The organism is Ruegeria sp. YKSE079, from assembly GCF_059612845.1.
The window spans coordinates 14,387-26,961 of record NZ_JBXWRJ010000003.1 but is presented as its reverse complement, the minus strand read 5'-3'; the positions used below and the strand labels follow the sequence as shown (position 1 = coordinate 26,961).

The following is a 12,575-nucleotide window of genomic DNA, read 5'->3' as shown; positions in this document are numbered from 1 at the left end:
CTTCAGTCAGGCATAGCAACGTACCATGAACGGGTTTGAGTTTTCATTTTTCGGGCAAAAACTGGTGGCCCTTGGGTCCGGTGCTCTATGGTGGCCGGAACAGAAATTGCTCTGTGTCTCAGACCTTCATTTCGGAAAATCTGAACGCGCTGCTCGCCGCTACGGGGCTTTTTTGCCGCCTTACGAAACACGGGATACGGTCGACAGGCTTGCCGCCGATATTGCGCTGTCTCGCGCGTCCACTGTTGTCTGCCTTGGAGACAGTTTCGACGACCTCGATGCAGCCGAAAAAATGCCGGTAGCCGAAAGGGCGCAGATTGCGGCATTGCAAGCCGGCCGCCGTTGGATCTGGATCGAAGGAAACCACGATCCTGGACCCGTCGACATGGGCGGTGCGCATCTGTCCGATTGGGCATGCGGGCCACTGACCTTCCGACACATCGCGGCTTCTGGCAGTAAGGCTGAGATTTCCGGTCATTTTCATCCCAAAGTCACCCTTCGTGTCCGTGGACGAAGCGTGTCAAGGCCTGCTTTCCTTGTGGATGCGGTGCGCCTGATCCTGCCCGCATATGGCACCTATACTGGAGGGCTGGGCAGCGACACCAGCGCTTTGACCTCGCTTTTTGCCCTGGACGCAATCGCAATTCTCACTGGCCCTCAACCCAGACCAGTGCCAATGCCCCGCTAAAGGATTCCTGCTGCTTCCAGATTTGGGCGGTATTTTCGGCCGACCGGCACCAGATCTCCGTTCGTCAAGCGCAATACAATCTTGCCATTCCGTCGTTCCGAACTCTGGATAGCAGCAGAGGTGACCCAATGAGATCGGTGGGCACAATACCCCGGAACCGGATCCATCTCATCGATGGCATCACCGAACCGGATTCTAATGGTGTGCGTTCCCTCACTCGTGACAACCTCGACACAATGGTCTGTGGCCGTCAGCCGAAGAATGTCGCCGCCAAACGCCTCTGGCAAACGCCGATACAATCTGGGCTTAGCAGGTTCAGGGGTTTCGTCAGGCATAGTCTGAGCTTCCACAAGCCCGCGCCGCACCACCACCAGGCCGATCGCGAACAAAGCCCCGAATTTCGTCACTGTTGTAAACATGGGATCAGTGCCATCGGCATATGAAAAAACCAAACTGGCCGAAATCCAAAGCCACGGCGTAAATAAAACCATGAACATCAAGACAACAGCGACATCTTTGATTGCCCGCCCGGACAAAACGCGCGCATTCTCGACGTATCGGATTGAAATGCGTGCAATCATGAGCGAGGCCGCCACCAATGCAAACCAAAAAGCGAGCCTGCGGGAGATCGATAAATCGACGCCACCCAAATTCTCAAAGGAAAAGGCCAAGACCAGAACAAGGGCAATTGCGGGAACGACCACGCCATACAGGCCGTGCCGTAGTTTCCGATATGCACTCCGAAGCATCTTCTCGTTCACCCAAATTCAATGATTTCAACCTGCTGGGGGATATGCAGGTTCCATAACCGTAGATCATTCAGATGTGAATAATTTAATATCCAATCCTGAGAAAACGAATACCGCCGCCGACAGGGCGTCAGCAGCGGTTCTCGAGATTTCATTCGAATCTGTGGTGCGGCGAGCAAACTCTCTAGGCGGCCCGGCCGGTCAGAATTACGCGGTTAGGCCTTCTGGTTCGGGGAGTTTGTTTGCGCGGCAGCAGGCGGTGAGGGTGTTTGCGAGCAGGCAAGCGATGGTCATGGGGCCGACGCCGCCGGGGACCGGGGTGATGGCGCCCGCGACTTGTGATGCGCTTTCATAATGTACGTCGCCGACCAGCTTGGTCTTGCCATCCCGCTCGATGCGGTTGATGCCCACGTCGATCACGGTGGCGCCTTCCTTGATCCAGTCGCCGGGCACCATCTCGGGGCGGCCAACGGCGGCTACAACGATATCGGCGCGGCGCACCACATCCGGCAGGTCCTTGGTGCGCGAATGCGCGATGGTCACGGTGCAGCTGTCACCCAGCAGCAGCTGCGCCATCGGCTTGCCCACGATGTTCGAGCGACCGATGACAACCGCATCCATACCCGACAGAGATCCGTGGTGATCGCGCAGCATCATCAGGCAGCCCAGCGGTGTGCAGGGAACCATCGACTTCTGGCCGGTGCCTAGCAGACCCACGTTCGAGATGTGGAACCCGTCCACATCCTTGGCCGGGTCGATTGAATTGATCACCAGATCTTCGTTCAGGTGCTTGGGCAGCGGCAGTTGCACCAGAATGCCATGAACGGCCGGATCATTGTTCAGCTTGTCGATCAGCGCCAGCAGGTCCGCCTCGGAGGTATCCACATCCAGCTTGTGCTCATAGCTGTTCATTCCGACCTCGACGGTCATCTTGCCCTTGGAGCGGACATAGACCTGGCTGGCCGGGTCTTCACCCACCAGCACCACGGCCAGGCCGGGGGTGATACCGTGTTCTGCCTTCAGTTTTGCAACCTGACCGGCCACCTGTTCGCGTACCGTGGCGGCAAAGGCTTTTCCGTCGATTACTTGCGCGACCATTTTCGATCCCTTCCATCAGCTTCGGCCCGGGGCGCAACTCGGCGCAGGCCGCTTTTCAGTCAGCGCCGATCACCTGCTCTTCACGGGCGATCGACCAATCAATCAATATGCGCCAAAGACGCTCGGCCAGATCCGGATCCATTCCAGAAACGGCAGCGGTAGCGCGGACGTTATGAACCACCTCTTCGACGCGGGCCGGAATGCGGGCGGGCATGGCCTCAGTCGGCTTCAGTTCGGTCGCACGGTCGATATAGCGCGTGCGAGCCACCAGCATTCCGATCAAGTCCCGGTCAATCCGGTCGATCTGAACCCGCAACTCGCGCATCGTTGTGCAGTCCTGCGGCGGTGTCAAAGGGGGCATTGGAATCTCCTGTGGCCCGGGATGTCCCGGGCCACGGATTGGCGTATTTCGACGCTTAGAACAAGCCCTCGATCTGACCTGCGTCATTGAGACGGATCGTCTCGGCCGCCGGCTTGCGCGGCAGGCCTGGCATGGTCATGATCTCACCGCAGACAACCACGATGAACCCAGCACCGGCGCTCAACCGCACTTCGCGAACCGGAACCGAATGGCCCGTGGGCGCGCCGCGCAGGTTAGGATCGGTCGAGAATGAATACTGGGTTTTCGCCATACAGACCGGCAGATTGCCATAGCCAGCCTCTTCCCAATCCTTCAACTGGTTGCGGATCGACTTGTCAGCCAGAACCTCGTCAGCGCGATAGATGCGCTTGGCGATGGTTTCGATCTTTTCGAACAGTGGCATGTTGTCGGGATAGATAGGCGCAAAGTTGGCCATATCGGCGTCGGCAATTTCCGCCACCCGGCGGGCCAACGCCTCGGATCCTTCGGAACCCAGTTCCCAGTGACGCGACACAATCGCCTCGGATCCATGCTCGGCCACATAAGCCTTGACCGCCTCAACCTCGGCATCGGTGTCGGTGACGAAGTGGTTGATGGCAACCACAACCGGGACGCCAAATGATTTGACGTTCTCGATGTGACGGCCGAGGTTCGCACAGCCTTTCTTGACCGCATCGACGTTTTCCGCGCCCAGGTCGGCCTTGGCCACGCCGCCGTTCATCTTCATCGCACGCACGGTGGCAACAACCACAACCGCAGACGGAGCGATACCCGCCTTGCGGCATTTGATGTTCATGAACTTCTCGGCACCCAGATCGGCCCCGAAGCCTGCCTCGGTCACGACATAGTCGGCCACTTTCAGTGCGGTCTTGGTGGCGATGACCGAGTTGCAGCCATGCGCGATGTTGGCAAACGGGCCACCATGCACGAAGGCGGGGTTGTTTTCCAGCGTCTGCACCAGGTTCGGCTGCATCGCGTCCTTCAGCAGAACGGTCATCGCGCCTTCGGCCTTGATATCGCGGCAATAAACCGGCGTCTTGTCGCGGCGATAGGCCACGATGATGTCACCCAGGCGCTTTTCCAGATCCTGCAGATCGTTTGCCAGGCACAGGATCGCCATGACCTCGGAGGCCACGGTGATGTCATAACCCGCTTCCCGCGGAAAGCCGTTCGACACGCCGCCCAGCGAACAAGTGATCTGACGCAAAGCACGGTCGTTCATGTCGACAACGCGGCGCCAGACAACGCGGCGCATGTCAATGGCCTGCTCGTTGCCCCAGTAGATGTGGTTGTCAATCATTGCAGACAGCAGCGAATGCGCCGAGGTGATGGCATGGAAGTCGCCGGTGAAATGCAGGTTCATCTCCTCCATCGGAACAACCTGCGCATATCCGCCGCCAGCAGCGCCGCCCTTCATGCCAAAGTTCGGACCCAAGGACGCTTCGCGGATACAGATCATCGCGTTCTTGCCGATGCGGTTCAGACCATCGCCAAGACCAACGGTCGTGGTGGTCTTGCCCTCGCCCGCCGGCGTCGGGTTGATCGCAGTCACAAGGATCAGCTTGCCGTTTTCGCGGCCCTGAACCGAGTTGATGAAGTCCTGACTCACCTTCGCCTTGTCGTGGCCATAAGGCAGAAGGTCATCGCTGGATATCCCCAGCTTCGCACCGATCTCTTGAATCGGCTTCTTGTTCGCCTCGCGGGCAATTTCGATATCGGATTTATAAGCCATTGGGCGTGATCCCTGATTGAAGTCCGTGCAAAACCGACGCCAAGCGTCGGCGCTGGACAACCCATACCGTTGTGTACAATTGCGCAAGATATGGATTCCGACATAATCACGCTATGAAGCGGCGTATGCTAAAATCTGAGGTTTCAAATCGGAAACGTGATCAGTTTCTGATCGTTCAGTTTTCTTCGAACGGTGTGAGTTGCAGCTCCATTCCGATCGGGACAGTAGAGTAGTTGGTTTCCCATAAATCAGGCAAAACCAAAATTCGCTTCCAAACGGTTCGTGGGGTCAAGGACGGTAGAAAAAAACCCGGGATTATCCCCGGGTCTCTCTCATTGATCAAGTTGTAGGTTCCGGCTCCATTCCGCCCTCTGGCGGAGTCTTTTTGGGCTTGGTCTTGGGGATGGCCGTGACGCTGGGCGCGTTCCCCTTATCCGAATCATCGCTTTCATCGTCGCCCTCGTGCGGGGAATCACCATTCATGACCCGCTTGATCTCGTCACCGGTCAGCGTTTCATATTCCAGCAGACCTTGCGCCAGTCTCTCCCAATCCTCTTTCCGTTCACTGAGGATCTCATGAGCCTTTTCATAGCCTTCTTGGATAAAGCGCTTCACCTCTTCCTCGATCAGTTCCTTGGTATGAGCCGACACCGAGAATCCGGCTGTGTTGCCTTGGTATCCCTCATGTGCCTCTGCATAGTCGATATTCCCGACCTTGTCGGACATACCCCAACGCATTACCATGGCGCGCGCCAACTGACTGGCCTGCATGATGTCGCCAGCCGGGCCGTTCGAAACGTGATCCTCGCCGTATTTGATGACTTCGGCGGCTTTGCCCGCCATCGTCATGGCCAGCTTTTGCTTGCATTCGTCCCGGTGATAATTCAGCCGATCCATTTCAGGCAGGGATACGACCATGCCCAATGCGCCCCCACGTGGTATGATCGTCGCTTTGTAAACGGGATCGCACAACGGCAGAGACAGACCGACAACAGCGTGACCGGCTTCGTGATAGGCGGTCTTTTCCTTTTGATCTTGAGTGAGCACCATCGAGCGGCGCTCGGCCCCCATCATCACCTTGTCCTTGGCGTTTTCAAAATCTTCCATGGTGACAAAGCGGCGACCCACGCGCGCGGCCATCAGTGCAGCCTCGTTCACGAGGTTGGCCAGATCCGCACCCGAGAAGCCTGGCGTACCGCGCGCGATGATGCGCAAGTCGACATCGGGGCCCAGCGGCGTCTTGCGTGCGTGCACACCAAGAATCTTTTCACGGCCCTTGATGTCGGGATTGCCAACCGTGACCTGACGGTCGAACCGGCCTGGACGCAACAGCGCAGGGTCCAGAACGTCCTTGCGGTTGGTGGCTGCCAGAATGATCACACCTTCGTTGGCCTCAAACCCGTCCATTTCGACCAGCAACTGGTTGAGCGTTTGTTCGCGCTCGTCATTGCCGCCGCCATACCCGGCGCCACGATGGCGGCCCACAGCGTCAATCTCATCGATAAACACGATACAGGGCGCATTCTTTTTCGCCTGCTCGAACATGTCGCGCACGCGAGACGCACCCACACCAACGAACATTTCGACAAAATCCGAACCCGAGATGGTGAAGAAGGGCACGCCCGCCTCACCCGCAATGGCCCGGGCCAGAAGCGTCTTACCGGTACCCGGAGGGCCAACAAGCAGCGCGCCCTTGGGGATCTTGCCACCAAGGCGGCTGAATTTCTGCGGGTTTCGCAGGAATTCGACAATCTCTTCCAGCTCTTCCTTGGCCTCGTCGATACCGGCAACATCGTCAAAGGTCACGCGACCATGCTTTTCGGTCAGCATCTTGGCCTTGGATTTGCCAAAGCCCATCGCGCCACCTTTGCCGCCACCTTGCATCCGGTTCATGAAATAGACCCAGACACCGATCAGCAACAGGAAGGGCAGAAGCGTGATCAGGAATGACTGGAAACCGGATTGCTGCTGTTTTTCCGCACGAACCGGAATGTCCTTGCCGATCAAAAGTTGGGTCACCTCGGCATCACCCGGTTTGATGGTCACATAGTCGCGCCCGTCATTGGTCCGGTATCGGATTTGTTCGCCATCCAGCGTCACGCGGCTTACGTCACCGGCGTCCACGGCAGAGACAAATTCGGAATAGGTCTTTTCATGGCTCTGGAGCGTTCCGCCCGACCCGCTGAACAGGTTGAACAGTGCCAGAATCAGCAGAAAAAGGACGACCCAAAAGGCGATATTACGAGCGTTGCCCAAGGAAATACTCCCAAATCGTTCGGCATTGAAGGAGGTTGCCAGCTAGACCACTAAAATAGAGATGATTGCCGCAGGTTCAATGCGATAAAAGCGATGCATAAAACTCTTCGCCGTTTGCAAGCAATTTCGCCTCCCAGCCGTTGGCAAATCCGGCAAGCGGGGCCGACCGCAATTCATCACCGCGCCACACGGATGGCGTCGCAAGCAAGGTGGAATACGGGCGACCAACAGCCCTCCAGTCAGGAACCTGCTTCAGTCCTTCGGCACCCAAAGCACGCACTTCAATTCCAACTTCCAGCGGACCAGTGATGTGCCAGCGCCGATCCCAAATTGCATCAATTGAACAAACGCAATCACGGACTGCGTTGTATTCACGACAGAAACGCATGTTTCCGCCGTCCGGTAGAAATAGGCAACCGCCCAGAACAGCGGTTTTTTCTTCTGCCATGGCCGTCATAATCCGCCGCACCGAAGCTCGGCGTGGAGGATAATCTCCTCCACCGATCCATCGCACGATCGCGACAATCAATCGCCGCGCAATTTCATCGGGCAACGCTGCAAATCCTTGCCGGTCGACCAGAATATCCCCGTCTGAAATTGTTGTGAGCTTTTCGGCTTCCTTGCGCAAATAATGGTCCAAGGCGTCGCGCGCCTGCCCCATGTTTTGAGCAACTTCGGCCAATACCAGGGGCGTGATCCCCAGTGCTTCAAACTCTGGAAGCGATTTTCGCACCTTGATCCGGTCGAATTGAACGTCCCGATTCGAAGGGTCCTCGACCCATGCCAGATCTTTGCTGCACAGATACTGGCGCAAACGGTTCCGTGTGATCCCTAGCATAGGACGCAAAAACAGCACTCCGCCCTGCTCGCGGACGCGTGACATGGCTGCCAATCCCGAAACGCCCGATGCGCGCCCCAGCCGCATCAGAACCGTTTCCGCCTGATCGTCCGCAGTGTGCCCCAAGGCAATCGCCGTCACCTCATTGCGTTTGGCCCAATCGACTAACAGCCGGTAACGGGCCCGGCGCGCCTGGTCCTGCAAATTCCCGGTTCCATCCCAACCTGTCCAGTGCAGGGTGTCATGGGCAAGCCCCATAGTCTTGGCCAAGGCTGCCACGCCAGCGGCCTCGGCGGCTGAACCCTTGCGCAGGCCGTGATCCACAGTGACGGCAAGCAATTCGGTATTCTCGGCTTTTAGTGCCTCGCTCAAAAGGTTCAGCAACGCAACCGAGTCTCCGCCACCGGACACCGCGACGCCCAGGCGCGTCGGCAAATCGAGTGGCAGCGCGGCCCGGATTTCTTTAGAAAATGTATGGCTGCTCTGCGTCAAGAACAGCCCAGCGCCGCCATCTCCTGGCTGGCGTCCGCCACCGAGATCGATGTCGGAAACCGCACATTGACTTCACCCAGCGTGATGCAAGCCTGTTCGGTTTGTCCCAAGCGCCCCAGCGCCGCGCCGAGTTCATATAGCGCCTCTGGCGCGAAAGGCCCTTCAGAATCGCCGGTGAAACTGGCCAGATAGGCGCGTGCAGCTTCCCGAGTGTCACCGAGACCTTCCAACGCCTGACCGCGGCGCAGGTGCGCTTCGGACGACAGGGGGCTACCCGGATAATTAAGGTCGAAGTCTGTAAGGAGATCGGCCGCCTTCTGAAAATCGCCTTCGGCCAAAGCCTGAGTAGCGGCATCAAATTCGGACCGTTCACCAATTGCCAGTTGCTCACCCACAGAGGTTGGCGGTGCAGGTGCAATGACGGGTGCTGTCTCTCCGCCCGTATCACCGCCCAGCGTGGTCGTCTCACCCAATGCTCCCAGATCGCCACCTTCCAGTTCGACCAGCCGGAACTCCAAGTCACCTATGCGGTTCGTACCATCGATAACTACGCGGTCAATTCGAGCGTTCAGCTGTTCGGTCTGCTTCGTAATCCGCTGCAACTCAGCCTCGATTGCATCCACGCGCTCCAACACCGAACTGCCCGCCAGATTGGGCGAGGGTGACCCGGTGGTGGAAAACTCGCGCTTGAGCCGCTGGATTTCCACATGGAGAACCGTAAGTTCCTGCCGGATATCCGCAAGTGTCTGCTGATCCTGCCCTCGGGCGACGCCCGCCGTGGAAACAACTGCTACCAGAACCAAAGCCGCGATGCGCATCGAAATTATCCTGTAGTTGCGCCGGTCAGGACCGTAACAGCCCGGCGGTTCTTGGAATAGCACGCCTCGTCGCTGCAAATCTCAATCGGTCGTTCCTTGCCATAGCTGATAGTTGTCAGGCGGTTGCCCGCAACACCACGCGAGACCAAAAACTCGCGTGCCGCATTGGCACGGCGTGCACCAAGAGCAAGGTTGTATTCACGTGTGCCCTGTTCGTCCGCATGACCTTCGATGGTCGCGGTATAGTCAGGGTTGCTCATCAGCCATTCCGCCTGTGCTTGCAGCGTCGCCTGTGCCTCGGGCGACAGAGTCGATTGATCGACCGCAAACAGTACACGATCACCAACGGCTTGCTGGAAATATGCTGGAGAGTGCGGATCACTGACCGATCCCGGCGCCAATACACCACCGGCCCCGCCTGCCCCACCGTTGCCCCATGTTGAAGGGTCGTTGTTGCTGCACGCCGCAAGCAGCGCCACCGCGCCTAGAGCGGCAAATTTGCTCAATACGTTCATTTCCAGTCGCCTCTTGGTTTGTTTGTTGTTTGTCTTTGTTTACCACACTGCCCGCCCCTTGTGAACGAGATCGCGCAGTCGTTATGCCGCTATTTCTGCAAGGGTGACCACGTTGGATCGCTGCCACCATCCGGCGTGCGAACCGCCTTCAGGTTGCGCCCCGAAATATCCACTGAATAAAGCGTTGACCGCCCATCTGCACCCTGCGTTTCCCGCGTGAACATGATTACTCGCCCATTCGGCGCCCATGTTGGCCCTTCATCAAGAAAAGAGGCCGTCAATAGGCGTTCTTCCTTGCCGTCGGTTCGCATTACCCCAATGTGAAAACGGCCTTCATTCTGCTTGGTAAAGGCAATCAGGTCACCGCGCGGGGACCATACCGGTGTCCCATAGCGCCCTGGGCCGAAACTGATCCGCGTGGCATCGCCGCCAGCGGCTGACATAATATACAGTTGCGGCGAACCCGAGCGGTCGCTTTCGAATACGATCCGGCTGCCATCCGGAGAATAACTGGGCGCGGTTTCAATCGATGGAGCGCTGGTGAGCCGGGCACTGTTACCCGAGGCAACGTCCATCTTCCAAAGATCAGTATTTCCGCCTTGGGACAGAGAATACAGAACTGTGCCGCCATCGGGAGAGAACCTTGGGGCAAAGCTCATTGTCCCTTCTTGAGTTGGCAGCACCCTTCGCTGCACACTGCCAATATCCAGCACATAGATGCGCGGTGCGCCGCTTTCATAACTTGTGTATAACAACCGATCTCCAGACGATGAAAATCGCGGGGCCAGAACAATCGCGGCGCTATCGGTCAGGTACTGAACATTGGCGCCATCATAGTCCATGATTGCCAAGCGCTTGCGGCGCTGGTCTTTGGGGCCGCTTTCCGAAACAAAGGCAACGCGGCTGTCAAAATAGGCCCCTTCACCGGTGATACGGCTGTAGACCTGATCGGCGACCTTGTGTGCCATACGCCGCCAGCCGTCCGAGGTGCCGGTGAATTGCAGACCGTCGCCGAGTTCTGCACCGGAAAACACATCCCAGACCCGGAACCGGACGGTCAGACGATTCCCCGAGACATTGACCGCACCGGTTACCAGCGCCTGTGCGTTGATCGCCTTCCAATCCGCGAACTGGACAGGGGCCTCGAAACTGCTCACCCGGCTGATAAAAGCGTCCGCTGAAATTTCGCGAAACAGTCCTGTTCCACTGAGATCTGCAGCCACGACCCGTGCAATCTGCGACGCATACTCCACCGCCGCCGCGTTGTCGGGCACAAAATCTGGAATCGCGTAAGGCAATGGTTCGATCACACCTTCCGTGATCTCGATCCGCAACGGCTGGTTCTGTGCAAGTGCGGGTATGGCGAGCACCGCCGCACCCAGTAGGAGGCTCGTCAGGAATTTCATCATTTGATCCGCATCCTCTCGGGGTTGAATGTAATCTCGATACTCTGCCACTGGCCATATTTATCGGCAGGCAGGTTGTAACCTTTTGCACCGCATCGAATGATCGCGCGACGCGCCGCCTCGAAAGCCTGCTGCGCGGCTCCGGTCGATCCGCCGGAACTTTCAAGTAGGCGAATGCTGTTGGCGACAGGTTTACCATCCTGTTGCATGGCCACTGATACAATCACTGTTGTTTTCAGCGCTTCTGTCGACAGGGACCCGACGTTCCAGCAATTCGAAACCGCGATGCGCAGAGCATCCTTCTCTCCGCCGGTCAGCGGCGGGCCGCTCGGTGCAGGCGCACCGTCCTGTCCGCTTGCCAAAGCTTCCTTCAATGCATCCTCGACCGCAGAGTCACTGCTCGCAGTTGAATCCGTATTCGTCGACGAGGACTCTGGTTTGGCTTCGGGCTTTTGCTCCGCTTCAGCGACCTGCTCGGGCTTGGGCGCTTGCGGGCGCCTCGACGCCGGGCGCGGAGACCGGTCAGGGGCAAGCTCCTTGCTTTGCTCCGCTTCGGTCACGATTTGATCCGTCGCCTCCTCCTGGGCGGTTTGCTCCTGCTGCTCTTGCTGTTCTTCCGCACCTTCATCCTGCGCAACAGGCGGGGTTTCCACATCGTCAGGCGTCACGTCCGGCAGTGGCGGCGCAACTGGCTGTGGAGCGACCTTGTCGGCCGGGCGCGGCTTTGGCTTTTTCCCCGGCGGGACTGGTAGGGCGACAACCTCTGGCTCGGGCTGCTGCAAAGTTGGAAGCTCCTCAGATACTTCGGGATCAGGTGTCGGCAGAACCGGCTCAGGCGCTGTTTCTGCCTGGGGCTCCGGCGGCGTTTCTGGTTCAGGGCGGGGCAGTTCGCCTTCGACCTGCTCCGGAGCGGAAGGTTTGTCATCTGGCACGTCGGGTTGTTGAAGGGCCGCAAGTGAATCCGACACTTCAGGTGCCTCTTGTGGAGCGGTCAAGGCCGCGAACTCCTCAGCCGAGATCACGGAAACATCCTGAACTTCGAATGGCAATGGCTCGGAACGGAAGGTGCCGCCGAACAAGGCCCATCCGATCAGAATCACATGAGCGACGCCAGAGATCTTGGTACCGGTTTGCAAACCGCGTCCTCACTCTCAACCGTCATCCAGCGTCGGCCCGCCGGTATCCGTCACAAGGCCGACATTCGAAAAACCACCCGCATTCAACGCCCCCATGACTTCCATCACCTGCGCATAAGGAATGGCACCATCCGCGCGCAAGAACACCTTGTCGCTCGACCGCTCTGCCGCAATAGCGCGCAGTTTTCCAATCAATTCCTCGCGGACGACATCCGTCGTCTGAATCTGCACACTACCATCTGCGGTCATTGTTACAGTCAGCGGCTCTTCGGTGTCGCTTGGCAGTGCCGTTGCTGCCGTTTTCGGCAAATCTACCGGCACGCCGACCGTCAACAGCGGCGCCGCCACCATAAAAATTATAAGCAACACGAGCATCACATCCACGAAGGGTGTGACGTTAATCTCGGACATCGGCCGTACACTTCCGCGCCGGCGGCCACGCCGACGCCCTGTGCCACTTTTTTGCTGAACAGCAGCTCCCATGGC

The 12,575-nt window shown here is 58.1% G+C and carries 12 protein-coding genes; 1 reads left to right on the top strand and 11 read right to left on the bottom strand.

Annotated elements, in window-relative coordinates:
* The first annotated feature begins 25 nt into the window (after positions 1-25).
* Complete coding sequence (pdeM, locus tag AC2FMY_RS03390; RefSeq protein ID WP_496745869.1) at positions 26-688, top strand: ligase-associated DNA damage response endonuclease PdeM; 663 nt, start codon at positions 26-28, stop codon at positions 686-688.
* Here the strand turns inward: pdeM and AC2FMY_RS03385 are convergent.
* From AC2FMY_RS03385 to tolR, 11 genes are all read right to left on the bottom strand, one after another.
* Positions 685-1,359, bottom strand: coding sequence for a LytTR family DNA-binding domain-containing protein (locus AC2FMY_RS03385; RefSeq protein WP_496745870.1), 675 nt, complete (start codon positions 1,357-1,359; stop codon positions 685-687). The genes pdeM and AC2FMY_RS03385 overlap by 4 nt on opposite strands.
* A gap of 285 nt (positions 1,360-1,644) precedes the next feature.
* Complete coding sequence (gene folD / locus AC2FMY_RS03380; protein ID WP_480747994.1) at positions 1,645-2,535, bottom strand: bifunctional methylenetetrahydrofolate dehydrogenase/methenyltetrahydrofolate cyclohydrolase FolD; 891 nt, start codon at positions 2,533-2,535, stop codon at positions 1,645-1,647.
* Between the two features lie 55 nt (positions 2,536-2,590).
* The gene (locus tag AC2FMY_RS03375) at positions 2,591-2,896 is read right to left on the bottom strand and encodes a chorismate mutase (RefSeq protein ID WP_480747995.1); all 306 of its coding nucleotides are present in this window, start codon (positions 2,894-2,896) and stop codon (positions 2,591-2,593) included.
* A 55-nt stretch (positions 2,897-2,951) separates the two neighbouring features.
* Entirely contained in the window at positions 2,952-4,628 is a 1,677-nt protein-coding gene (locus AC2FMY_RS03370; RefSeq protein ID WP_480747996.1) for a formate--tetrahydrofolate ligase, read from the bottom strand.
* A 339-nt stretch (positions 4,629-4,967) separates the two neighbouring features.
* Positions 4,968-6,884, bottom strand: a complete 1,917-nt coding sequence (gene ftsH, locus AC2FMY_RS03365) for an ATP-dependent zinc metalloprotease FtsH (RefSeq protein ID WP_480747997.1) — start codon at positions 6,882-6,884, stop codon at positions 4,968-4,970.
* 76 nt (positions 6,885-6,960) lie between these two features.
* Positions 6,961-8,214 (bottom strand): tRNA lysidine(34) synthetase TilS, encoded by a 1,254-nt coding sequence (gene tilS / locus AC2FMY_RS03360; protein ID WP_496745873.1) that lies wholly within the window; start codon positions 8,212-8,214, stop codon positions 6,961-6,963.
* Positions 8,211-9,032, bottom strand: a complete 822-nt coding sequence (gene ybgF, locus AC2FMY_RS03355; protein WP_496806984.1) for a tol-pal system protein YbgF — start codon at positions 9,030-9,032, stop codon at positions 8,211-8,213. The genes tilS and ybgF overlap by 4 nt, the downstream gene beginning before the upstream one ends.
* 5 nt (positions 9,033-9,037) lie before the next feature.
* Entirely contained in the window at positions 9,038-9,547 is a 510-nt protein-coding gene (gene pal, locus AC2FMY_RS03350) for a peptidoglycan-associated lipoprotein Pal (protein WP_496745875.1), read from the bottom strand.
* An 89-nt stretch (positions 9,548-9,636) separates the two neighbouring features.
* Entirely contained in the window at positions 9,637-10,956 is a 1,320-nt protein-coding gene (tolB, locus tag AC2FMY_RS03345; RefSeq protein ID WP_496745877.1) for a Tol-Pal system beta propeller repeat protein TolB, read from the bottom strand.
* On the bottom strand, positions 10,953-12,089 hold the full coding sequence (gene tolA, locus AC2FMY_RS03340) for a cell envelope integrity protein TolA (protein WP_480748002.1): 1,137 nt from the start codon (positions 12,087-12,089) through the stop codon (positions 10,953-10,955). The genes tolB and tolA overlap by 4 nt, the downstream gene beginning before the upstream one ends.
* 15 nt (positions 12,090-12,104) lie before the next feature.
* The gene (gene tolR / locus AC2FMY_RS03335; protein ID WP_480748003.1) at positions 12,105-12,572 is read right to left on the bottom strand and encodes a protein TolR; all 468 of its coding nucleotides are present in this window, start codon (positions 12,570-12,572) and stop codon (positions 12,105-12,107) included.
* Positions 12,573-12,575 lie beyond the last annotated feature (3 nt).

Bases quoted from the DNA above. Each gene is read 5' to 3' on its own strand.
- pdeM (WP_496745869.1), top strand. From the start codon at position 26: ATGAACGGGTTTGAGTTTTCATTTTTCGGGCAAAAACTGGTGGCCCTT.
- folD (WP_480747994.1), bottom strand. From the start codon at position 2,535: ATGGTCGCGCAAGTAATCGACGGAAAAGCCTTTGCCGCCACGGTACGC.
- AC2FMY_RS03375 (WP_480747995.1), bottom strand. From the start codon at position 2,896: ATGCCCCCTTTGACACCGCCGCAGGACTGCACAACGATGCGCGAGTTG.
- AC2FMY_RS03370 (WP_480747996.1), bottom strand. From the start codon at position 4,628: ATGGCTTATAAATCCGATATCGAAATTGCCCGCGAGGCGAACAAGAAG.
- ybgF (WP_496806984.1), bottom strand. From the start codon at position 9,032: ATGCGCATCGCGGCTTTGGTTCTGGTAGCAGTTGTTTCCACGGCGGGC.
- pal (WP_496745875.1), bottom strand. From the start codon at position 9,547: ATGAACGTATTGAGCAAATTTGCCGCTCTAGGCGCGGTGGCGCTGCTT.
- tolB (WP_496745877.1), bottom strand. From the start codon at position 10,956: ATGATGAAATTCCTGACGAGCCTCCTACTGGGTGCGGCGGTGCTCGCC.
- tolR (WP_480748003.1), bottom strand. From the start codon at position 12,572: ATGGGAGCTGCTGTTCAGCAAAAAAGTGGCACAGGGCGTCGGCGTGGC.